The sequence below is a fragment of the Vibrio profundi genome (assembly GCF_043642225.1).
GTDB lineage: Bacteria > Pseudomonadota > Gammaproteobacteria > Enterobacterales > Vibrionaceae > Vibrio > Vibrio profundi_A.
The window spans coordinates 20,862-45,399 of record NZ_JBHZSF010000015.1 but is presented as its reverse complement, the minus strand read 5'-3'; the positions used below and the strand labels follow the sequence as shown (position 1 = coordinate 45,399).

The window sequence follows — 24,538 nt, the reverse complement described above, 5'->3', positions numbered from 1 at the left end:
TAGCAATGTTCAGCGTTCATTCGTAAATCGAGACCAATGGAAAGTTACTTTTACTATACATTTGGAAAATAAATTAACTCAGCAAGCTTGCTATTCGCTTCGCTCACCCCAATAGCTTAAACAGAGCCGACACAACTTCATCTTTTTTCTCGGTAAACATAAGGCAGATATATGCAGGCAAACACATCCCAAGAGCACAATTCCGAAAGCCTAAACGTCAAGCCCGAGAAGAAAACTAAGAACCTGACCATCTTGTTCGAGCTCTTCCAATTTGTTCGTCCATACAAAGCGAAAGTAGCCGCCGCTTTAGTTGCATTGATCTTCACTGCTGCTCTGACGTTATCCGTCGGTCATGGTGTTCGCATTCTCATTGACCAAGGCTTTTCGCAACAATCGCTCAGTGACTTAGGCAGTGCGATTCAGTTCATCCTTGCCGTTACTGTAATGATTGCGATTGGTACATTCTTCCGTTTCTATTTAGTTTCCTCTGTTGGTGAACGTGTCAGTGCTGACATTCGTCTTTCCGTCTTCAACCACGTGATCACACTCCACCCGAGTTACTTTGAAACCAATGGCAGCGGCGACATCATGTCTCGTATCACTACTGACACAACGCTACTTCAAAGCATCATAGGTTCGTCGTTTTCGATGGCCATGCGAAGCGCATTGATGTGCATTGGCGCTGTCATCATGCTGTTCGCGACCAACATAAAACTCACGCTCATAGTACTTGCTTCAGTTCCATTTATTCTGGTGCCAATTCTTGTGTATGGCCGACGCGTCCGTGCCCTATCACGCAAAAGCCAAGATTCGATGGCTGATGTCGGCAGCTATGCCGGTGAAGCCATTGAGCACATTAAAACCGTACAAAGCTATAGCCATGAAGCCCAAGAACGAGCCTCGTTCTCCGAAGAAGTCGAGAAAGCCTATGAAATTGGCCGTCAACGCGTTAAGCAACGTGCAATCTTAATTTCAGGCGTGATCGTAATCGTGTTCAGCGCAATCGCCGGCATGCTTTGGGTTGGAGGTAGTGACGTTATCAACGGTACGATGTCAGCGGGTGACCTTGGTGCATTTGTGTTTTACGCCATTATGGTTGCTTCCTCACTAGGCACGATTTCAGAAGTACTCGGTGAACTACAACGCGCTGCAGGTGCAACTGAACGATTGATAGAAATCCTACAAGTAGAAAGCCACATCGTTGCGCCAGTACAAAACCCTGTGGCAGTGAATGGTTTATCGGCCGAAGTCGCTTTCAACAATGTGACGTTCCATTACCCTTCCCGCCCCGACCAAGCCGCGACAGGCAACTTGGTATTAAAGGCTCAAGAAGGCAAAGTTCTCGCCCTAGTTGGCCCATCTGGTGCAGGTAAAACCACACTATTTGAATTGCTCCAACGCTTTTACGACCCTCAATCAGGCAGCGTGACTCTAGGAGGCGTCGATCTTAGGCAGTTTGACCCAAAAGACTTACGCGATCAGATGGCATTAGTGCCACAACAACCCGCCCTATTCAGCCATGACGTGTTCCACAACATTCGTTACGGCAACCCGAATGCGACCGATGAGCAAGTGATTGAAGCGGCGAAGAAAGCGCACGCCCATGACTTCATTATGAACTTACCTGAGGGTTATAACAGCTTTCTTGGAGAACGCGGGGTCAGGCTATCTGGCGGGCAAAAGCAGCGCATCGCAATTGCACGCGCCATTCTCAAAGATCCGAACATTTTACTGCTTGATGAAGCCACAAGTGCGCTAGACAGTGAGAGCGAACATCATGTTCAGCAAGCATTGGAAGAGTTAATGAAAGGTAGAACCACCATCATTATTGCTCATCGCTTATCTACAATTCAGCATGCAGACCAAATCGCGGTATTGGATCAAGGTCGCTTATTCGAAGTCGGCAATCACCAATCTTTGATGAAAAGCTGCGAGCTCTACCAGAGGCTTGTAGAACTGCAATTTAAGCATTTAGCCGCCTAAGCGTTCATTTCGCTACTCCATTGATGCCACTGCCCTCTTATTTGAGGGCATATCCACATTAGCACTTTCCTTTCACTTCATACTTCCCTACGATTGTGTCCCTTCTGTTCTTTATGTAAATATCCACTTATGCCTGCACAAATGTTAAGTGTTATCCCCGTAGGGCTTAGGTTCATGCTGATCTCAGCATTAGCGTTTGCGCTGATGTCGAGTTGTGTGAAACTCGTGAGCGCCCATGGTATTCCTGTCTTCGAAATCGTTGCGGCAAGAGCGATCATTTCTTTGCTGATCAGCTATGTTGATGTCAAAAGAAAACGCATTTCCATCTGGGGAAATAACCAGAAATTGCTCTTAGCCCGCGGAGTGGTAGGTTCACTCGCGCTGATTTGTGTATATTACGCAGTAGCAACTCTCCCCCTTGCAGAAGCCACGATTCTCCAATATTTGCATCCTGTTTTTACTGCGGTATTAGCGTTGCTCTTCTTACGTGAACGGATTCAAGTCTCGACCATGATATGCATTACTCTGTGCCTATCCGGTCTATTTTTGATCGTAAGCCCAGGGACACACCTCGCTGGCGAAGTCGAACTACCGTCAATCAGTGTTGTGGCGGCATTGCTAGGCGCCTTCGGTAGTGCCGTTGCGTACGTCATCGTTAAAAAGTTAAGCGGGACAGAAGACAGTTCTGTCATCATTTTCTACTTTCCGTTAATTGCTCTGCCTTTGTCTCTCGTTCTATTGGGAGATGACTTCGTGATGCCTAACTTTGAAGCCTTAGTCTTGCTCATCTTCGTCGGCATTTTTACCCAGATTGGTCAGGTAGGTTTAACTAAAGCTATGAAAGTTGAAGTCGCCAGTAAAGCCACTGCATACTCCTATGTTCAAGTTGTCTTCTCTATTATTCTGGGTTGGTTGATATTTAGCGAAATTCCATCGGCTTGGACATTAATTGGTGGAAGCTTAATTATTACCGGAGCGCTGATTAACGTCTTCGGCGGTAAAAAGTAGAGGTGGTGAAAAGTAGTGACGGTAGACTAAGCACTCTAAAAACCTGAGGTTTTTAAGCCTTGTCCTTAACGTGTACACACATTTCAGGGCGAGACACCCCAACAAAAAAAGCCGACTGAGAAGTCGGCTTTATTATTGGTGTTTAACAGTTTATCTATGTTTAGCCGTGACAGTTACAAACCTTGAACGTATTGCGCGTTAGTGCGAACTTCCACTAGCTGATCGAGTTGCTGCTGAGAGCCTTCAACGCCGTTCAGTAGGCCTTCAAAGTGTTTAATCAACTCGACCTTATCTTGCTCTTCTTTTGAACCCGCACCGATGTTGGTTAAGTCAATGAAGAACTCATCAAATAAACCTGACAGATCGTTAACCGCTTCATAGTTTAAGAACTGCTCATGGTTATAGATGCTAGGGTAGCCCCCTTTCTGCTTATCAACCGCAAACGAGATGCCTTTTACGTTCGTAATGGTGGTTGCTTTCTCACACTTAAGCATACAGCCCGCTTCAATGCTCGGCTTGTTACAGCCAACCGTTCTTTGGAAGAAACACTGGCGACTTGTCATCATCAAGATCGGGTGGTAAATGCTGTAGAACAACTTAAAGTTTTCTGGACGCTTAATGTGGCGAATTTGGCCTTTGTTGATCTCGTTTGAGATGAACGCACCTGCACAGTTAAGCTCTTCTTTAAGCGTCACTAATGCGTGTGAGTTTGTCGTATTCATGAATGGACCCGCAACCCACTCGATGCCCATTTCGAACGCTTTGTACGCGATACCTGTGTTATTCGTAACAATACGCTGTGGTTTTACTTCTTCAAGGATACGCACTGCTTCATCGTAGTCTTTACCAATCAATACCGCAGGGAACCAAGGGATCAAGCGCGGGTTCTCGCTCAAGATGTCAATGTACTTGTTACAACGTTTCTTGAAGCTTTCTGGCAGTTTGAAGTACACATCCGCATCCGTAACGTCACATAAGTGAAGGTCTTTCACGTCTGCAATAAGCATTGATAACGTTGGCGTTTCATTGACCTTTGCCTGTTGTTTCGGCGCAGGCACTTCCACATGCTTAATCACTTTTACTGAGCCATTCAAAATGAAGTCGATTTCATCTTTAATGTCAGAGACTTCTCTTAATGGAAGCGCTAACCCAGAGGCTAAATCATCGAAGTTGTGACCTTCTAAACTGTGTACTGCGCTCTTCACTGATTTAAAACGTTTCTTAAGCAAATCTTGAGTCAGTGCTTTTTCTTCATCTTCAACCAGTAGTGACTTAGATTGAACAACGATTGGATCTTTATCAGACAACACGGTCACGGTTAATGGTTCACCCATTTTTGCAGAGAACGCGATCGTGACTGGCGTTTTGCGGATGTCGAGGAACTTGATCTTCTCGCGCATTTCATTACCCAGAACATCTTTGTCTGTGTGCAGGTTTTCAGTGACTTCTTGAATTTGAACCACAGAGATTTGCTCAGCTTTCTCAGACGCCTTCTCTGAAGCTTGTTCAACGGCATAATTGATACTGTTATCGCGCGGGTTGTCGATAAACATATCTTTGGTTAAGTTGCCTTTTAAGAAAGAGTTCGTGAAATCTCGGTTGAAGACTTTGTGTAGGTTAGAGTCATCTTCAAGCAGCAAACCGCTTTCTACAAAGCTGTCAATTTGCTTTCTCCACGTATCAACCACGGTATACACATAGTGTGCACCTTTAATGCGGCCTTCAACTTTCAGGGAGTCTACTTTCGCGTCAACGAGCTCAGGTAAGTCGTAGTAAGCGGAGTTATCTTTTAAGTTAAGCGGGAAACGGTTACCAGCTTCGGTGATTTCGTATTCATCACGACACGCTTGGCTGCATCGGCCACGGTTACCCGAGTTACCGACACTTACAGAGCTTGAGTAACACTGACCAGAGAATGCAATACACAGTGCACCATGAACGAATACTTCAGTAAGCACATCCACATCATGCGCAACTTCAGTCAGTGTTTTAATTTCTTCTAAGTTCAGTTCACGAGATAGGTTAACGCGAGATGCACCAATCTTAGATAAGAATTTAATTTGCCCTTCGTTGTGCGTCGTTAGCTGAGTAGAAGCGTGAACATCTAATGTTGGGAAGTGTTTTTTCACTAAGTCGAATAAACCTAGATCTTGTACGATAATGCCGTCGACCTTGGTGTTGACCAATTGGTTTAACAACTTAACAATGTTTTTGATTTCATGTTCCAGCAACACAACGTTAAGGGTCAGAAACACCTCACAGCCATACTCATGAGCAAGGCGAATCACTCCGTTCAATTCATCCAATGATAAGTTGGACGCTCTGTTACGAGCATTGAAGGTGTCCAAGCCACAATAAACCGCATTCGCACCCGCTACGATGGCTGCTTTAATAGCTTCTACATCACCGCCTGGTGCCAATAACTCTATTTTTCTGCTCATTTTTGAAACCGCTCACTTGCTTAACTTATAATATTTTTTGAGCGCGTATTCTAACGACATCACTAATTCATTACCACAGCTCAAGCTTTTATTGACCTGAATCACAATAATAATTATAGAAATAGAGTTAGAAAACCGTCACTTACTTCAAGCGAGAACAGTATGTCATTACCAATTTTGTATTCTTTGCGCCGTTGCCCTTACGCGATGCGTGCTCGTATGGGGCTAATTCTCGCTAAACAACCCGTGTTGTTACGCGACATCGTTACTCGAAATAAACCACAAGAATTACTGGAAGCGTCGCCAAAAGGCACGGTGCCAGTGCTAGTGTTAAGCGATGGACAAGTCATTGAACAGAGTTTAGACATTATGAAATGGGCACTGCAATTGAGCGACCCTGCCAACCTACTTCGCAATGACCAGCCTGAGCTAGCGGATACGATCCAGCAATTAATCGCGTTAAATGATCAGGAATTTATTCCGAATCTAGAACAATATCGTGCATCGATGCGATACCACAATGATGATCAAGTTCAGCGCCGAGAAGCTTGCGAATCCTTTATTCGCCCATTAGAAGAAAGGCTGAAAAACCACACCTATTTGTTTGGCGATACCCCAAGCCAAGCTGATTTCGCCCTGATGCCTTTTATTAGCCAATTCGCTCGCGTCGACAAAAAGTGGTTTGTGCAGTCTTCATACACCAACTTAGCTAAATGGTTAAAAGCGCATTACGAAAGTCCGCTATACACAAAAGTAATGAAGCAATACCCACAGTGGGTGGAAACAAAACAAGAATTCCTATTTGAGTAACCCTATAGAAAAGGCAATAGGTTGACCTCAATCAAACAACAGACTTCTGAGTTACTCACACGGAAGTCGTACTTTCTTGATTAAAAACAATAAACTACGAAATATCCTGCTGCATGCAAATAATTAGCTTAAACGCTCACATTAACCACTACCACTTTTGGGTAGTGTATCAGTACATTAACTACTGCAGTGAGGTTTGGTTATGTTTTATGTGCATATGCTCCTGTTATTGACGGTCATATTTATCGGAATCCGCCATGGAGGCATAGCGTTTGGCTTATTAGGGGGATTAGGTGTTTCGGTGCTTGCGTTTGTCTTTGGTGTGGCGCCTGGATCTCCTCCTATCAGCGTCATGCTCATCATCTTAGCGGTGGTTGCCGCTTCCGCGACTTTGGAAGCAACAGGTGGCTTAAAACTACTGGTTAAGTTCGCCGAGCGTCTATTACGTAAACACCCGAGTCAAATCGTATTTCTTGGTCCACTTTGTACTTATTCTCTTACCGTATTGGTCGGAACTGGACATTCAGTCTATCCCCTACTTCCCGTGATTTATGACGTCGCTTATAAAAAAGGAATTCGTCCAGAAAGGCCAATGGCAATGGCAACGGTCGCCTCACAAATGGGGATCACTGCCAGCCCTATTGCAGCTGCCGCGGCTGTGGTAATGGCAACGGCTGCTGATAACCAACTGGATATTGGTTTGGTGAACGTATTACTGGTGACGATTCCTGCGACCTTAATTGGCGTTTTAGCGGGTTGCTTGTGGAGCCTGAAGCGAGGAAAAGAGCTAGACCAAGACCAAGACTTTATCGAGCGTTGTAAAGACCTCGAGTTTAAAGCGCAGCTCATCGACGAAACCAAAGAAGAGGAAGACAACCAGTCTAGCCATCAAACCGCTAAACGCGGATTGGGAATTTTCCTTGCCGGTATTGCGACTGTCATATTCGTAGCGATGTTTGGTAAAGACCTATCCTTGCTTCCGGAAGGTGTGAAGATGTCTGTCGCGATTCAATTCTTGATGCTGTCTGTTGGTGCGTTGATTCTACTCACCACTAAAATTGATCCCAAGAAAATCGTTCACAGTAATGTCTTCATCGCGGGTATGACAGCCGTGATTATTATCTTCGGTATTGCATGGATGAGTGACACCATCATCGGCTTCCATAAGCCTTACTTGATTAGCTTGGTCAGTGATATTGTTGCCGCACACCCTTGGACGTTTGCGATTGCAATGTTCGTGGTATCGGTATTTCTGAAAAGTCAGGCAGCTGTGCTGACCATTATGCTTCCATTAGGCTTTGCTATGGGCATTCCTGCACCAGTCCTGATTGGTGTACTCCCAGCGTGTTATGCCTATTTCTTCTTCCCGTTCTACCCAAGCGACTTAGCTGCCATTACTTTTGATCGCTCAGGTACCACTCGTATTGGTCAATATGTATTGAACCACAGCTTTTTGTTACCCGGGTTCATCGGCGTTATCACTGCAACTTGTGTCGGCTACGTACTTTCGACCATGCTCGTGAATTAGCACTTTCATTCCAAAGAGAAAAAGCCAGTTGAATAACAACTGGCTTTTTAAATTCGCACTCTCATGTACTTATCGCAACTAGGTATGGAGGATTAGCGATAAAGAGATTTGGTCGACTCCCTTACGATCAAGTCAATCGGTGGAAGCCTCGCTTCATGCCTTTCTCCTGATAACAAGTTCAAAATCGATTCAGCACACACACCACCAATCTCTTCAATTGGTTGTCTGAGTGTGGTTAATGCTGGCGTAAAATACTTAGACGTCGGTAAGTCATCAAACCCAATCACAGATACATCTTCTGGAACTTTATACCCGTAATCATGCAGAGCTTTAATCGCCCCATAAGCCGTCTGATCATTCGCTGCGAACAACGCTGAAAAATGCACTTTAGACTCGATCAACTCTACTGTTTTTTCATAGCCTTGCTCGCTACTAAAATCGCCCTGCTTGATCAGCTTTGGCAACACTTTAATGCCCGCTTCACCCAGTGCTTTCTTATAACCTTCAAATCGGTCACCGGAGTCGGGCTGGGACGATAAGCCTTTTATATGCGCGATATTGACGTGACCTTGCTGAAGCAAGTGCAGAGTTGCCATATAGCCACCCAGAACATTATCTAAGTTCAGAGAACGAACATTCGGCTCAACAATGTCATAGCCAACCGTCACAATCGGAATGTCTTTCGCATACTTGGCAATGTCTTCATTCGTGACACTGCCTGTAACAATGATCATCCCATCTACGTTATTGTTGGCTAGGTATTCTAAGGCATGAATTTCGAGTTTTCGTTGCCAGTGACCCGTAGCGATCACCAACGAGTACCCTTGAGCAATCAAGGTTTTCTCCATATCGTTCAAAATACGACTGGTGTAAGGGCTGTCTGGATGTTGCACCAACACTCCAATAGTCAAAGAGCGGCGGTTGGAGTTTTCTTGCATCTGAAAGTTAGGCTTGTAGCCAGTGTCTTTGATCGCCTGCTCAATGTTTTGGCTTTTGTCATCCGACACATATGTGGTTCGATTAAGGAAGCGAGAAACCGTACTAGGAGAGACACCAGCTAGCTTGGCTACATCATATACTGTTGTTTTCTTTGTCTTACTACGCATTTTAATACTCTGAATCTAGCTAACCGCAAGCCGAGCAGCGAATACTTCCCCACAACTCAACTTGCGTTTTCGACAGTGAGCGACCCCGTAGTGGCACTCACTGCTGACCTTATCCACCTTTAGCTGCTAAGCACGATATAGATACGCGAAGATCATCCCGGGTCTAAAATAACGACCTGCGGTATATTTCAACCCTGTGCTAGACAACCACTTAAGCAACTGGGGTGCGGTCTCTTGAGGAACCATCCCTTTAGTTATATTAACAAATTCATCAGCATCCTGCGTCAGGCTTGGAGTGACCCGACCATCAGAAAGTAAACAATTTTGTTCTTTTAACATCATAATCCAGCTTTTCGCTTCAATTTCACTCAAGTTAAAGGATGTTGATAGTTCTTGTTCAGTGACTGAAACTGAGCAATTGAATCCTTCTGGCGCCGCAAACGGTATTTTTGAATAGTCGTATAACGCCGTATAAACCGTATCCATCAGCGTCTGAGCTTGCGGTGCTTTGCCTGCCAACTTCAATGCCGTTGCCACACTAAACTGTACGCCAATCCAAACATCTTGAGCTTGAAAAGCGTCATGAGGCATACCATCAGCGAGCGTCATATTCGCAACCCCCAACTTAGGGCTGTTGATTTCGAAGTTATGCTTATAAACATAATCCAACGCTCGCTCAATTCTCTCGTCTAGGAATATCCCTTCAAGTCCCATCAATTTTAGATAACTATCCGCTAACAAGGCGTCTCCGAAACTGTTATCAGAATCCTCGACTAACGCCGTGTATTCCTCAGTGAAAGCATGGGGCGCAGTTTCAAACAGTTCGCGCTTTTTCCTTAAACGCTGTTCAACTTTGCTGATATCAGAGCTTAGATCCGTTTGGTTAAGGTAATCATTTAACAAGTTTTTATCCGAAACGGCTGCACCTGTTAGCCCTAACCCAAGAGCATTCAACTCAGTTGTACCCTCGCCGGTTAAATGCTTGGCTTGTATCGGTGTCACGTAGAAGTGGTAATAGCCCTTTTTCTCATCCCATAAGCTGGCTTCTAACGTTGCAAGTGCTCGTTTGGAACGTGCTAGATAGCTTTGTGCTAACCCACTTTCCCCCTGTAACATCGCCAATTCACTCGCCGCCTGTAAACCTGCCACCCATAGACTTGCGCAGTAAATAGAAATCCCGTGAGACGCAAGATTATCGAATGTATCATCGGTGCCACGAGTTAAGGGCAACTCATCACCTTCTGCGATTAAGTTAGTCAGAAAGTCGATGCTTTCCATCACCGCCTGCCAACAATCATTCACGACCTCTAAGTTTTGAGTATTCTGATAGTGGCGATACACCATTAAAATGTATTTAGGTGCAAGGTCTTTCCATTCTTTCACGTTGTGCCAACTGTAAGCGTCAGGCTGGATGTCAAATGGGCTACCGAGATCGTGGATCACTGCGCCCCTAACTGCGCGTACCCCTTGGTATTTTTCATCGATCAATTGTGCGTTAGGTTTAGCTTCATATTCCCAATAGCGTCGTTTGGTAAAATCTTCTGCCAGAATCGCTTTAGAGAAATCTCTCATCACGCAACCATCTAGCTCTGGCAATAGGTACAAAAGCGAAAACGACCCGTAGAAGTACACATCGAGCGAGTTGAAGAATGGGTAGTCCACACATTCCTTGACCAAGAATTTATCTTCTTTGTCCCATACGGTTGATTCTGCCAAAAACGACAATGAATTCATTGCCATGGTGGCGTAGCGTTCCGCCGTTTCAGTGTCGGATATCTGCTCATTAGCCTGCAGGAGAAACGCGCTCTGTTGAGCGACAATCGCCTGCTCGATAGCTTCTAGCTTAGGAAGCGTATCTTGTAACATCGCTTTCGCGGGTAAGGTTTGAGGATAAAATTGAGTGTAAGCCTTGTCAGAATGCCAATCATTGAGCATGACTTTGCTGTGAGCCATGACCTGAGCAAACCTAAGATCGATTGTTTCACCTGGATTCAACTCTATTTGTACGCTCACCAAGCCACTGAGCGCTTCACGTCCGCTGTAGATGCCCGTTTCAAATTCTGCATTTGTTCGTCCAGTCCCTAACGCGTATTCGACTTGCTGCGTCACTTTCGAGGTGTACACCGTCGGTTTCACAGATACACATACTCTTCCCGATTCCATAAGATCGTTCTGGGCTTGAACACCAAACACAACTTCGCCTTCAATATCACTTTGATATGGTGAGTGACTGGTTAATTGAACCCCGGAAAACATCGTTTTTTCATCCGAAACATCGAAAGCACGGTGCTGCTGAGCGATAGGGTTTTGCGATAACTCACATGCTGAATCTTGGATTCCGTCTCTACTTTTCGTGTAAGTCGAGCCGATTAAATTTTGCAACGGTTGAACCAAGGTAACGACTTTCTTTCGTTGGGTTCGGTTCACTAGCTCAAAATGATTCCAATGCATCGGTAACGAACATAGTCGTTTATCGCCTTTTACTATTGGTGAAACCACCTTTCGCGTTATTTCTATGTCATCTGTAAATGAATAGCGATACTCCGCCATCGGGTAAAGCGCTTTATAGTCCACTTTATCGCTAGAAATTGAAGGGATTATATTATTACGGTCCGATGTTAACGATATTGATTCAGCCGTTTCATTAATCAATAAACCATTAAAGAAATCTAAAGCAACATATAACTGACAAATAAGAGAACTGAAGTCTTCATTGATGTAGTGAATTGTTTTATTTGAAAACTCAACGTTCCACTCTATAAAATTCTCGATATTGTCTGAATAAAAGGTTTTGTTATTAATTGCTGACTTAATCAATGTCAACGCTTCTTCCATTTTATCCGGTGATATTTTTTGTCCATTAAAAATAGCCGGGTAAAACTTCAGATGAACAGCAAGCTCTTGGTAACATGGAATTTTTAAACTCCCAACTGAAACAACATCAGCCACGGAAGCATAAAAGTCATTAAAATCAACACCTTGCTTAGAGCAATCAACAAAGATACCTGGGATAAAACTGAAGTTTGGTGTGCTTCCATTCGGCGTTAAAGTAAACGTATTACCGATGCCACCTACCGCCATGCCTGTATTTTCCGGCGTGGTTGAAATAGGCGTATACCATGGTTGAATAAATTCTACTGCATCGCCTTTTTTACATAACTGTTCTGATTTTCCGAAATATTGGGTGTATGGAATTTTATTATTCATTTTTTAAAACCGCCATTGAATATTTTATTCTTCTTGTTAATATCTTTTAAAAATGGAGATGCAACATGTTCAAAATTATAAATGAAAACTTTGGAAGTTTTGACTCTGTCAGAATATTGAACTCCCAACATGGCATAGAACTGCAAATAATTAATGGATTTGGCGCAATTATTAATAAATACATTGTCAATAATAGTCCATTTTCTTTTATCAGTGGCTATCAAGATCATCAAGAGATCATCGACCAACATCCATTCTTTTCTCGCAGTGCTAAATTATTCCCATTTCCAAATCGTCTGAATCTAGGCTGTTACACTTTCGAAACCCGAGACTATCGCCTACCCGCTAACTTTCCTTGGTCAGATCATGCCGTTCATGGCCTTCTCTACAACCAGCCATTCAAATTGACCCACTTCTTCGCTGATGAAGAAAGTGCAAACGCGAGTTTTCAATTCAAAACAGACTCGCTACATGAAGGCTTCCCGTTTGCTTTTGAAATCAATATCACATTCACTATCAACGTGGATGGTGTGCTCCACAGCTCCACAGAAGTCAAAAACTGTGGCGACACGAGTTTTCCATTTGGTGATGCGTGGCACCCTTACTTTTCGCTCAATACTAAACGTGAAAACTGCACGCTCACTCTGCCTGATTGCGTAGAAGTGATTCACAATAACGACTTACCTACCGGGCAAACTCAACCATGCACCGAGTTCTCTCAGTCAAAGTCATTACAAGGGTTGGCACTTAATCATTGCTTCCAATTTCCTGAGGGAAGCAAAACCGAGATCGCACTAGAACGTGATGATTTAGTGGCTTCTCTCTACTACCAACAGGATGAAACTTATCCTTATGTGCAACTTTATACGCCCGACCAAGAGCAAAGCATTGCGATTGAACCTATGTCTTGCCCAGCTGATGCGTTCAACAACCATATGGGTTTGTTAACGTTAGCGCCTAACCAGAATCAAACGTTCACTTGGCAATGCCAAGCCGTGTACCGCCCGAATTAACCAATCTGTTTTTGTCTTTAATGGAACAAAGGGCGCACGAAGCGCCCTCAATGTTTTAGCCTAGAACCACTTCGACTGTGTGTTCGCCAGAAGTAAATATCGGCGCTTTATTACCTTCAATGAGCTCCCCGTTTACTTTCATTTCAGCGACACCTTTACACACCTTATTCGGGTTAGTAACGTGAATATGGTAAGTCGCACCACGGAACTGACGACGGACTTTAAACTCAGGCCATTCAGCCGGAATACAAGGGTCCACCAGCAAGCCATCAATTTCAGGTCGAACACCCAGAATCCACTGCGTACCTGCAACGTATGTCCACGATGAAGTACCAGACAGCCATGCATTACGACCTAAACCAAACTGCTTGTGCTCGTCGCCTAGGATATTCTGAGGGTAGCAATATGGCTCTGACTCAAACGTATCGATGTCTTCATTTTTTGATGCTGGGTTAATCTGACGATAGTACTCATAAGCGCGTTCGCCGTTGCCCATTTTCGCTTCTGCGATCATCACCCATGGGTTTGAATGCAAGAAGATACCGCCATTCTCTTTCGCCCCTGGTGGATAGGTTGAAACACCGCCTAACTGAGGATCAAATCCGTTATAACCCGGTGTAGAAAGCTTGATGCCATTGGTTGTGTTCAGCTTGTTGTAAACCGAATCTAGCGCTTGTGTCGCACGCTCTTGCGTCGCAAAACCAGAGATCACAGGCCAACTTTGACCGTTAGTGTAGATCTGCCCTTGCTCGTTCTTGTGAGAACCAATCGGCAGGCCTTGCTCATCAAAGTAACGCACAAACCATTCGCCATCCCAACCGCACTCATTCACTGTGCTCTGCATCTGTTGGTACTGATCTTTAAACTTGGTTGTTAGCTTCGCTTCACCACGCAACTCACAAAGGTCCAGCATATCGAGCAGGGCTTTGCCGTACATGTTGGCTACCATCATCGACTCAGCACCCGTTGGCAGGTTCACCGTGTCATTCCAGTCTGCAAAACCTAATAACGGTAGACCGTGCTCACCCGTATTGGTGTAGGTAAATTCAATCGCGCGGCACAAGTGATCCCAAACGGTGCCTGTTTCCACAGGATTGCCCGCTTTGTCTTTTTGATAGAACGGGATCGTTTTATTCAAGAAATCAGCGTTGCCCGTCTCTTTCACATATTGAGTGACTGCGTAGATGATCCACAGATGATCGTCACCATAGTAATCTGGGCGATCTTCTTCTTCGCGCGAATCCCCCGCATTAGCTTCCATTGTGGATGGGAAGAACTGATGCATCGCAGAACCATTCGTATTTTGAACAGACAGCAAACGTTCAATAAACTCGCGTGCTTCTTCCGGCATGTGTGTAATAACACCTAACGTATCCTGCGACGAGTCACGGAAACCAATACCGCGTGCGCCATAGCCAAGTTGATACAAGGACAAGTAACGCGACCAGTTTTTGGTCGTATGGCACTGACGTGGGTTGTGTACATTAAGCATCGAGTTCATTGCCGGATCAGGCGTTTCTACTTGAACGGTCTCCAAGTATTGATTCCAATGATCGGCTAATTCCGAGAATGCATCATCAACGGTTGTATGGTTGCGGTATTTTTCAAGCATTGGTTCTGCTTGCTCTAAACTTTCTGCCTGAGTCAGTTGAACGACAGTGCGCTCGGTTTTATTGGGCGTTAACCAACCTAATCTCAAGTTTAGCGCGCCAATATTGTCGCCTCGTAAACATTCGGTATTGCCTAATTCAGGGTTGTCTAACGCTTCCGGAGACGCCCATGTACCAAACCCAAAGTTGCCAAGGAACGACTGACGATCGCCATCAAACGATGTCGCAACTCTGTCCGCTGTCATTAGGTTGACCGCATAATCACGCTTCATGAATGCGTACTGTTCCAGAACAGTGTGTCCCGTAGGCTGAGTGTGAGCATTCAAGGTCATCGTTTGTGGCACCCAATCTGCGTTAAGCAATTGCTTCAACGCGTCAAAGTGAGTGAACTCATAAACTGGTACTACATCAACATGCAGCGACTTATCTGAAATATTGGTGACTTTTACATCTTGAATCAGTACTTGATCAGCTTTAGGAACAAAGAACGTCGTTTCACAGCGAACACCATAAGCTTCCGCTACAATCGTGGTGTATGACAGCCCGGTGTGATTCTCAAACTTGTCTAACGGCTTTAATGTCGGCGTGTAAAATGGCGAAAATACCTCCACGTTGCCCGCTTCATCGCGGACTTTTAAATACATGGTGGAACCTTTAAAGTCTGAGTTAGGTAATTGAGCAATGTACTTCGTAATACGATTTAATGCAGGATCACCCTTACATAAAAGTACACCGCCATTACTATCAACAATCCCACCAAAATCTAGCGTGCCAACGTAGTTACACCATTTGATTGGCGTGCAAGGCGTCGTTGCCACATATTCTTTGTTTTTGTCGTCAAAATATCCGAATTTCATCATCACTATCCCTAGCCCCTCCAATTAGGAGGAGCCAAATACAATTGGTCAATATTTATTGTGAAGTGGTGGCGAGCATCTTTCGCCACCCAGTGCGCTAGCTAGCGAGTGAGTTTTCGCTCAGCGCATCAAATAAGTGGAATGCATCGAGGTCGAGGTACAATGTCAGAGTATCCACATCCACCTCGGCAGCTTGAGTTTCCACCATCAAAGGTTGGCCTGCGATTTCAGTTTTCAGCAAAATGCTGGCACCTAGTAGTTCTTTATCTTTGATCTTCACAGGGAATGGTAATACTCGGTCATGGTCTACTTGCTCTGAACGCAGGTGAATGTCCGTTGGACGAACACCAAAGTGAAGCGCAAGGTTCTTCGATGCCAGTGACTTAAAACGCTCGGGGAGTGGGATATGAACATCGCCTAGTTCAACGAAGAACTCCCCTTCTTTTTCAATGAGTTGGGCATCCAACATGTTCATGGATGGGTTACCAATGAACTGAGCGACAAACTTGTTAGCTGGGCGTTGGAACACCTCAGTTGGTGTGCCCACTTGAGCAACATAGCCGTCTTTCAGAATTACGATGCGGTCAGCTAACGTCATCGCTTCAATTTGGTCATGAGTCACGTAGATAGTCGTTGTTTTAAGTTCACGGTGAAGATGTTTGATCTCTTCACGCATCACACCACGTAACTTAGCATCTAGGTTAGACAGAGGCTCATCAAACAAGAACACTTTCGGAGTACGAACCATCGCGCGGCCCATGGCTACACGCTGACGTTGACCACCAGAAAGCTCTTTAGGTTTACGATCAAGTAGCGGGTCAAGCTCGAGCATTTTCGCCGCTTTACGTACTTCAACATCGATTTCCGGCTTCGGCATGCCTTTCAATTTCAAAGCGAATGCAATGTTCTCGTACACTGTCATGTGTGGGTAAAGCGCGTAGCTTTGGAACACCATTGCTAAGTCGCGGTCTTTTGCATCCACTTTGTTCATGACTTTACCGCCCACAACGATATCGCCAGAACTAATGCTTTCAAGACCAGCCAACATACGAAGCGTGGTCGATTTACCACAACCTGATGGGCCAAGGAACACAACGAATTCACCGTCTTGAACCGTAAAATCAAACTCTTTTACGACTTCAACATCACCAAATGATTTCTTGATATTTTTAAATTCAACTTTAGCCATTATCTATTCTCCTCAGCACGCTCTTGCAACATATTTCGGTAAGCGATAGCGCTCTGTTTCAATGTTCTTTTTTGTGTTTGGTAATCAACATGGACGATGCCAAAACGTTGGCAATAACCGAATGCCCACTCAAAGTTATCCATCAAGCTCCATGCAAAGTAGCCATCTATTTTCACGCCCGCTTCTACAGCGTTGTGCACGGCTTCAATGTGCCCTTGGAAGTAACGAACACGTTGCTCGTCCTCTACGACACCATTTACACATTCATCGTTACCAGCTGCGCCATTTTCAGTGATGTAAATTGGTGGCAAGTTGTCGTATCGCTCATTTAAGCGCACCATCAAGTGCGTTAGCCCTTGAGGGTTAATTTCCCAACCAATGTAGGTATGCTCTGCATCAGTTTGCTTCACTGACTCGATATCACCGTTCTCATTAAAGCGCGCCACATTACGTGTGTAGTAGTTGATCCCAATGTAGTCCACTGGCGCGCTGATAATGTCCAAGTCACCTTCTAAAATCATAGGAAGGTTCGACGCTTGACGGTCTACGACTGGCTGTGGGTATTCACCCTTTAATACAGGGTCGATGAACCAGTGGTAGTTCTCCGCTTCACAGTAGTCTGCAGCGCCTTGGTCTTGTGGTGCCAGTGGGTAAGCCGGAGTTGAGTTGAATACCACACCATGCTTAGCATGAGGCGCATTCTTGCGAAGAATCGGCATCGCCAAACCATGACCTAGCATTAAGTGGTGAGAGGCTAAGAAGCCCTCTTTTTCACCTTTGATACCTGGCGCGTGTTCGCCCCAGCGGTAGCCTAGGAATGCAGACACAAACGGTTCATTCAGCGTGGTGTACACATCAATCTTGTCGCCAAAGTAGTTACTCACGACTTCTGCATATTCTGCAAACTTGTAAGACGTTTCACGGTTTAACCAGCCGCCTTTGTCTTCTAGGTATTGCGGTAGATCCCAGTGATAAAGTGTCACGAACACCTTCATGCCACGAGCATGGCATTCATCGATGATCTGCTCGTAAAATTCTAATCCTTGCTGATTCACCACGCCGTCTTGCGGCAAGATACGTGGCCATGCAATTGACAAGCGGTAAGCATCAACGCCTAACCCTTGAATCATCTCGATATCTTGTTTCCACAAGTGGTAGTGGTCGCACGCCACATCACCACTGTCGCCGTTGTCTACCTTACCTGGCGTCTTACAAAACGTGTCCCAGATAGACGGTGTACGACCGCCCTCTTCAACGCCGCCTTCAATTTGGTATGAAGATGTCGCGACACCGAATACAAATTCCTTACTGCGTAACTTTGAATCACTTGGAAGTTGAAATTTATTCATTGTTATAACCCTTAAACCTAACCTTTAACTGCGCCGGACGTTAAACCACTGATCATCTGTTTCGATGCGAACAGGTATGTAATCACGAGTGGTAAAATAGAAATTGTGGTACCTAGCATTACCGCGCCCCATGGCGTATTCGGAATACCTTGAACACTTCGTAGTGCTTGTGTGATGACGTAGTTGTCAGGGTTGTTCAGCACAACAAGAGGCTGCATAAACATGTTCCAGAAGAAGACGAACTGCACGATAGCGAGTGTTGCTAGTGCTGGTTTCATCAGTGGCAGTACCACACTCCAGTACGTTCTGAACTCACCTGCGCCATCCAGTTTCGCTGCTTCTAATAGCTCTTTAGGAATCGATGCAATCACGTGCTGACGCATCAAGAAGATACCAAATGGTGTGGTGGTAAACGGTAGCCATACCGCCATGTGGTTATCCAACAAGCCTAAGAATTTCACGATCATGAAGTAAGGGATCAAGCTAAGCACTGGCGGAATCGCCATTGAGCCAACCAGCATGCCGAACAACACGTTCTTACCGCGGAACTTAAACACAGCAAACGCGTAACCACCCATGCTACAGAACAGTAGTGAGATGGTTGTGCCTAAGAAAGCTACGTAAATCGAGTTAAACATCGCTTTCCAAAACGGCATGATTTCCAGCAGTTTTGCATAGTTCACCATTAGGCTATCGCCAATCGCAAAGCTGATGCCAGAGCCGAAGATTTCCGAACGGTCACGAGTTGAAAGCAGTGCTGACCACACAAACGGGAACACCGTAATGATTGCGGAAACAATCAGTAATATGCCGAGCATGACCATCAAGATCTTAGTCATGATGTACATAGTGCGTTCGCTTGGCATTAGGCCACTTAGTGGTGAGGTATTTGTCTTAATTGATGTCGACATCTTAATGTTCCCCTAAGCCTTTCTTACCGAAGAATAAAAATTGAACCAAAGTGCAAGACGCGATGAGTGCAAACAGAAGCCATGAAATCGCTGACGCTGTGCCCATTTCTAACCATTCCCAACCCACTTTGTAGAGGTACATAGAGATAGTTAAACCAGATTGACCTGTACCACCTGTACCACGCGTTAGAACGAACGGTTCTTCAAACATTTGCAAGTTACCGATGATGGTCATGGTGATAGCAAAGAAGATGAATGGACGAATCATTGGTAGTGAAATGTTCCAGAAGCGGCGGAAGGCGTTGGCACCATCCATACGAGCAGCTTCTAAAATATCTTTAGGAATCGTCATTAACCCTGTGGTGTAAAGGACGATGTTAAAACCGGTGTATTTCCAGAAAACCATGATCGCGATAGACGGCTTCACCATAGTCGCATCGTCTAACCAACGGATTGGTTGAAAATCGTTAACCCAAGCAAATGCCCAACCAAACAGCGTGCTATCGGCCAGAGCCATTAGCGTTTGGTTAATAATTCCTGAGTTAGGAGAGTACATGTTGAAGAAAATCAGTGACGCTGCGACCGTTGATGTGATGAACGGTAGAAAGTACGCCGATGTTAGCCAGTGACGCATACGGTCACCCATTGAAACCAACATGTAAGCCACTGGAATAGCGACTAAGTGCTGAGCCACACCTGACGTGATTGCTAGCCATAATGTGTTCTTTAATGAACGCCATAGCCATGGGTCCGTTAAAGCAATGTAATAGTTCTCAAAACCAACGAACTCCATCGCATCCATGCCCTTAACAGGGTTCCATTCATGGAACGAAAGATAAACAGAGAACAACAGCGGGAAGATCCCAAATACAGAAAAAATGATCAGAAACGGCAGAAGGAATCCATACGGTGTAAGCGCTTTCAAATTCAGACGAGAAAAAAAGCTTTGCTCCGCAGGTTCTATCGTTGTGCTCGCTGTATGATTCATAGTAACGACCTCTTAAAAAGGAAGCGCGTTATCCACGCTTCCTCACTTACTCAAAGTAATGACAAATTAAAGATTACGCGTACGACGCTTGATTAAGCGCTCCGCCTCTTTAAGCGCTGTCTCGATGTCCTTGCCTTCATCCAGCACTTCCATCAATGCATTCTCTAAAATAATCGAGCGAGCTACGTGATCGCCTTGAGCCGGAGCTACTGGTTTAATGTTCTGCGCCACTTCCGCAAAGAGCAGACGTGCTTTCTGACCACCTAGGAATTCCATCTCTTCTTGGAACAACTCATCGTCGTAAGTGGTAGTGTTCGCAGGGAAAGCCGCAATCGTTTCGAAGTGTTTAAGTTGAACTTCACGATCAGTCGTCATGTATTCAATAAGCGCCCATGCTTCATCTGGGTTTTCAGATTGAGTTGGGATAGATAGGAATGAACCGCCCCAGCTGCCGTAGATGCCATCAGGTAGGTTTTCTACCGCCCACTTACCTTTGGTTTCAGGTGCAATCCAGTTGTTTAGGTGACCAAGAAGCCAAGCGCCAGAAAGTTGAGTTGCAAATGTGCCGTTGCGGAAGCCTTCGTACCATTCGTTAGACCAAGCCAAAATGCGGCCATCTAAACCTTTGTCGCGAATCTCTTTTGCTACTTCAAAAGCGTGAACAAAACGCTCAGATGTTACAACTGGGTTGCCATCTTTATCGAAGTAAAGGCCTTCGCCTTCAGGAACCGTTGTGAAAATGATCGCTTGTGCAACATCGGCTGCTGAAGCGATAAGTTGTACGTTTTGCTCTTTCAGCTTCTCACCTGCTTCGATGTATGAGTCCCAATCTTTAATTGCGTCTTCAACATTGATGCCCGCTTTTTCAAACACGTCGGTGCGGTAGTACATCACACCAGGACCGAGGTCGACTGGGATACCATACATGTCGCCGTCTGCACCTTTGCCCTGTGCCCACGCATAAGGCGCAAAACGCTCTTCGTATTTATCAGCGCCGTAATTTTCAGATAGGTTTACTAGACCGCCCGACCCCACAAAAGGACCAATTTTCTCAACGTCTACAACAATCACATCACCTGCACCAGAGCCAGTCGCTAGGTTTGTGGTCAGTTTTGTATGGTGATCACCATGATTGTTCATCAAGTAATCGACCTTGATTCCCGTCTCCTTTTCAAAATCTGGCAACAAAACTTTCAAGCTACTGTCGAAATCCGGAAATCCGTCAAAACGAATTTGGTTATCCGCAGCATTCGCTGTTGCAGCAAGTCCTAATGCAACCGCGCAAGAGAGCGCTAAGGTCTTAAATTTCATGTTCTATCCTTAATATTTTTTATAGGGTATCTAGTAAATTTGTTACTGAATTTCTGGTTACTAAACTCGGTAGCAATTTAAAGTTCACATCGCGTTTTATCTTGTTCAGTTTCTGTAGAGTGAGCTGCACTGCCTCAATACTCATCTCTTCGATTGGAAAATTAATGGTGGTCAAAGTAGGGGTCAGATATCGCGTGAATATGGTGTTATCGAAGCCAACAAGAGAAACATCTTCCGGTACTGAAAGTCCTTCTTCTTGCAACACCTCAAACGCACCAAATGCCATGTGATCATTGGAAGCAAATATCGCCGTAAACCTACAATTACGGTTAATCAACTTCTTCATCGCACTTACGCCAGTCTCTTCGGTAAAACCCGCTTCTAATACCAACGCTTCGTTATATGGCACTCCCGCCTCTTCAAGAGCCTTTCGATAACCTTGCAAACGCCCCCGTGCGTCTGCCTTGTCTAATGGGCCGGTAATACACGCAATGTCTGTATGTCCCTTTTGCAAAAGATATTGAGTAGCGAGTTGTCCCCCGACCTCATTATCAATATCAATGCAACTCATCGCCATTTCTGGGATGAAGCGGTTAATCAAAACCACAGGGGTCCCCTGTTCTTCCAGTTCAATTAAATAGTCATCACTCAATAGTTGAGTATGAAGAATCAAAGCGTCCACTCGGCGCCCCAATAGAAACTCCACAGATTCACGCTGTCCTTGTTCTGTATTAGAACCAGCAGTCACTACGGCGTGATAACCGAAACGGCGAAGGTTTTCTTCTAAACAATGCAAAATACCTGAGTAAAACGAGCCACCTAATTCAGGAACCACAATCCCAATACTGCCAGTACGACTAGACGCTAACGCTTGGGCGATTGAGTTAGGGCGATACCCCAGCTCTTTAATCGCTTTTTCCACTTTCAGCTTCTTGTCATGGCTCACACGACTCGTTCCATTGATCACTCTTGAAACTGTCGCTTGGGATACACCTGCATGCTCTGATACGTGCTTAATTGTTGCCACTCGAACCTCAATACTTCATTAGCTTGTAACCGCTTACAGGAAAGATTATTGATGAAGCACGGGTTCGTTAGAGTGAGTCACATCACACTCAGCCTGAGGTGAAATTGGCAACTTTGTAAATGTTGAAAGCGCTTACAGAAAGTCATCGCGCCATGAAACTGTTTCATGGGATTTATTTCACTTTGTGAAAATAATTGTGAACACGGGCTCATAGAAGCAAAGCCAGAGTATTCAAACCACACAACATATAGGTTCAAGCTTCGACAAAACAGCGCAGTGTGATCCCTTTCTGATAGCGATATAGGAAGAAAAAAGGTGATCAATACACGTGAAACCATACAGAAAAAGCGTTAAAGCTTTTCGCTCTAACGCCTAGTTTTCTTCCGCTAACCTGTGGATCTGAATGACATATTGAGTCATCGGAGTAGTAGATAAAAAAAGGGGCACAAAGGTGTGCCCAAGAGGAGTTAAGAATGAGTAATGTTGCCCTATCAATCTGCCTTTAGGGCTTAAAATGGACAGTAGTTTGCTTATCGACTACTTATTTTAATTACCACCAAGCTTCAAACATTGCGCCAAATGTCACTGTGTCTGCTTTTACGTTCTCGTTGATGTTCTTCGTTTCTACGTCACCCACTGTTGAGTAGAAACGTAGCATTGGGCGGCTACCCGGCATCCCACCTAACGAGACGTTTTGAGAAAGCGTCACTTTCCAGCCGTTCTTTTCACCACCATCATCGTAATCTTCTGTCGCGTAACCCGCTTCAAGCCATGTCGAGTGAACGTCATCCCATTGGTACTGAGGACGAACGATACCCGCGTATTCACTGCGATCTAAATTACGCCCCGTGTCCGCATCGTTCACGTCATCGCCAGAGATATCTTTGTATGACACCAAGTAATCAACGATGAATTGAGGGTTCACTTCGTAATTACCTTCTAAGCTTGCGTAGAACACGCTCTTATCGCCAGCCAGCTCAAATACAGAGTCGTCCGCGCCGTCTGCATACTTCATCACAAGTTTGTTGGATGCACCTAGACCTAACGTTGCACCCAATTGCCATGCCGTTTCATCGCTTACCTTAGGCTCACCAGCTACATCGGCTTCATTTGACGCAAAACCATAGTTTGCGTAGATATCTAGGTTACCGATACCCGCATCAATGGAGTGCAGTTTTGAGGTCACAGCATAACGGCCGTTATCATTACCTAATGCGCCATCAGCGCTGTCTACTTGACCCACAACCGCCATGTCAAATTTAGCCGATCCAAGATTTAAATTATTGAAACCACCACCTTGACCATCATGTGTCATCCAGAAGTAATCGTTCAAACCTTGTTGCGGACGCTGATGAAAATCTCGACCACCCCACATGTATAGCTCAGGTTGGCTTTCAAAAATGTTGGTCACGCCAGCGTACATTTTCTTTAGGTTTACGCCGCCTGAAGAGCTCCACTGATCGTTGCTCCAGTCATCAACCATGAAAACGACATCCCACTTCGCACCACTATCTGCTTGGAAAATCTTGGCTAATTGAACTTCACCCCCGTTCACTTCATTACCCAAACGCCCCAACGAACGACCTGTACTACCCACTTCCACGTAACGATTATCGCCGCCGGAAATATGCGCACCGTAACGAGCATAACCAGAGAAGATAATGCCTTCTGGTACTGGCGTGTCTGGTGTCAGTACGGCTTGCTGTTGATCGTTCACATAGTCAATCTCAACCACTCTTGACTCTAGCTCTTGGATTCGCTTTTCTAATGCCTCGACATCAACATCAGCGGCAAAAGAAGAGATAGATGCAAGCGAAGCTGCCACTGCTACAGATACTGGCAAAAGCTTAAAATTTTTCATTTTTGTTTCCCTGTTATTGTTTTGTATTCGAACAGGAAAATATTAAGCAATGAAACAACTGAAAAATTAGCTTCTCTTCACACCCAAACATTCAGCAAAAAGCCATGAAACAAATCCAACTATCAAGCGGATTTGTACTCTTTATTAATCAGAAAGATAGAATAAAGTTGAAGAGAAACTAAACACTGAAATCGCTTTCATTTCATAGATATTGGCGGGTTCGGTCACGAACCCGTTGCGTATAAAGCGGCCAAGTTGGCTAACACATTTGAGCAAATTTCATCATTTTGAAATGTTTCATGACTGTTCAGGATTGTGAGGTGTAGCTAGAAACAAATT

At 44.9% G+C, this 24,538-nt stretch carries 16 protein-coding genes; 5 read left to right on the top strand and 11 right to left on the bottom strand.

From position 1 onward, the window contains the following. The first annotated feature begins 171 nt into the window (after positions 1–171). A complete protein-coding gene (locus ACHUFI_RS18780) occupies positions 172–1,983 on the top strand; it encodes an ABC transporter ATP-binding protein/permease (RefSeq protein ID WP_394251921.1) in 1,812 nt (603 codons plus the stop codon). Positions 1,984–2,112: 129 nt separating this feature from the next. Beyond that, entirely contained in the window at positions 2,113–2,991 is an 879-nt protein-coding gene (locus ACHUFI_RS18775; RefSeq protein WP_394251919.1) for a DMT family transporter, read from the top strand. Between the two features lie 173 nt (positions 2,992–3,164). On the opposite strand, the gene ACHUFI_RS18770 is transcribed toward ACHUFI_RS18775, so the two are convergent. Continuing rightward, a complete protein-coding gene (locus tag ACHUFI_RS18770) occupies positions 3,165–5,432 on the bottom strand; it encodes a peptidase U32 family protein (protein ID WP_394251917.1) in 2,268 nt (755 codons plus the stop codon). A 162-nt stretch (positions 5,433–5,594) separates the two neighbouring features. On the opposite strand from ACHUFI_RS18770, the gene ACHUFI_RS18765 reads away from it, so the two are divergent. Continuing rightward, a complete protein-coding gene (locus ACHUFI_RS18765) occupies positions 5,595–6,242 on the top strand; it encodes a glutathione S-transferase (protein ID WP_394251915.1) in 648 nt (215 codons plus the stop codon). Positions 6,243–6,444: 202 nt separating this feature from the next. Then, positions 6,445–7,770, top strand: coding sequence for an anaerobic C4-dicarboxylate transporter (locus ACHUFI_RS18760; RefSeq protein ID WP_394251913.1), 1,326 nt, complete (start codon positions 6,445–6,447; stop codon positions 7,768–7,770). Between the two features lie 92 nt (positions 7,771–7,862). On the opposite strand, the gene ACHUFI_RS18755 is transcribed toward ACHUFI_RS18760, so the two are convergent. Continuing rightward, positions 7,863–8,876: a LacI family DNA-binding transcriptional regulator gene (locus ACHUFI_RS18755; protein WP_394251911.1), complete on the bottom strand. Its 1,014-nt coding sequence runs from the start codon at positions 8,874–8,876 to the stop codon at positions 7,863–7,865. 126 nt (positions 8,877–9,002) lie between these two features. Continuing rightward, entirely contained in the window at positions 9,003–12,083 is a 3,081-nt protein-coding gene (locus ACHUFI_RS18750; RefSeq protein WP_394251909.1) for a GH116 family glycosyl hydrolase, read from the bottom strand. A 65-nt stretch (positions 12,084–12,148) separates the two neighbouring features. Here ACHUFI_RS18750 and ACHUFI_RS18745 point away from each other — a divergent pair, with 65 nt between their 5' ends. Further along, on the top strand, positions 12,149–13,096 hold the full coding sequence (locus ACHUFI_RS18745; RefSeq protein ID WP_394251907.1) for an aldose 1-epimerase: 948 nt from the start codon (positions 12,149–12,151) through the stop codon (positions 13,094–13,096). A 55-nt stretch (positions 13,097–13,151) separates the two neighbouring features. Here the strand turns inward: ACHUFI_RS18745 and ACHUFI_RS18740 are convergent, their stop codons facing one another. The 8 genes from ACHUFI_RS18740 to ACHUFI_RS18705 all read right to left on the bottom strand — a co-directional run bounded on the left by ACHUFI_RS18740 (position 13,152) and on the right by ACHUFI_RS18705 (position 24,199). After that, complete coding sequence (locus ACHUFI_RS18740) at positions 13,152–15,566, bottom strand: glycoside hydrolase family 94 protein (protein WP_394251905.1); 2,415 nt, start codon at positions 15,564–15,566, stop codon at positions 13,152–13,154. Positions 15,567–15,660: 94 nt separating this feature from the next. Then, positions 15,661–16,752: an ABC transporter ATP-binding protein gene (locus ACHUFI_RS18735; protein ID WP_394251903.1), complete on the bottom strand. Its 1,092-nt coding sequence runs from the start codon at positions 16,750–16,752 to the stop codon at positions 15,661–15,663. Continuing rightward, positions 16,752–18,101: a GH1 family beta-glucosidase gene (locus ACHUFI_RS18730; RefSeq protein WP_394251901.1), complete on the bottom strand. Its 1,350-nt coding sequence runs from the start codon at positions 18,099–18,101 to the stop codon at positions 16,752–16,754. Before ACHUFI_RS18730 ends, ACHUFI_RS18735 begins: the two co-directional genes overlap by 1 nt. Positions 18,102–18,118: 17 nt before the next feature. Continuing rightward, positions 18,119–18,967, bottom strand: a complete 849-nt coding sequence (locus tag ACHUFI_RS18725; RefSeq protein WP_017061568.1) for a carbohydrate ABC transporter permease — start codon at positions 18,965–18,967, stop codon at positions 18,119–18,121. A gap of 46 nt (positions 18,968–19,013) precedes the next feature. Continuing rightward, positions 19,014–20,000: a carbohydrate ABC transporter permease gene (locus tag ACHUFI_RS18720; protein ID WP_394251899.1), complete on the bottom strand. Its 987-nt coding sequence runs from the start codon at positions 19,998–20,000 to the stop codon at positions 19,014–19,016. Positions 20,001–20,066: 66 nt separating this feature from the next. Continuing rightward, on the bottom strand, positions 20,067–21,311 hold the full coding sequence (locus ACHUFI_RS18715) for an ABC transporter substrate-binding protein (protein ID WP_394251897.1): 1,245 nt from the start codon (positions 21,309–21,311) through the stop codon (positions 20,067–20,069). Positions 21,312–21,330: 19 nt separating this feature from the next. Beyond that, entirely contained in the window at positions 21,331–22,338 is a 1,008-nt protein-coding gene (locus tag ACHUFI_RS18710; protein ID WP_394251895.1) for a LacI family DNA-binding transcriptional regulator, read from the bottom strand. A gap of 550 nt (positions 22,339–22,888) precedes the next feature. After that, positions 22,889–24,199, bottom strand: a complete 1,311-nt coding sequence (locus ACHUFI_RS18705; protein WP_394251893.1) for a carbohydrate porin — start codon at positions 24,197–24,199, stop codon at positions 22,889–22,891. Positions 24,200–24,538: the final 339 nt, after the last annotated feature.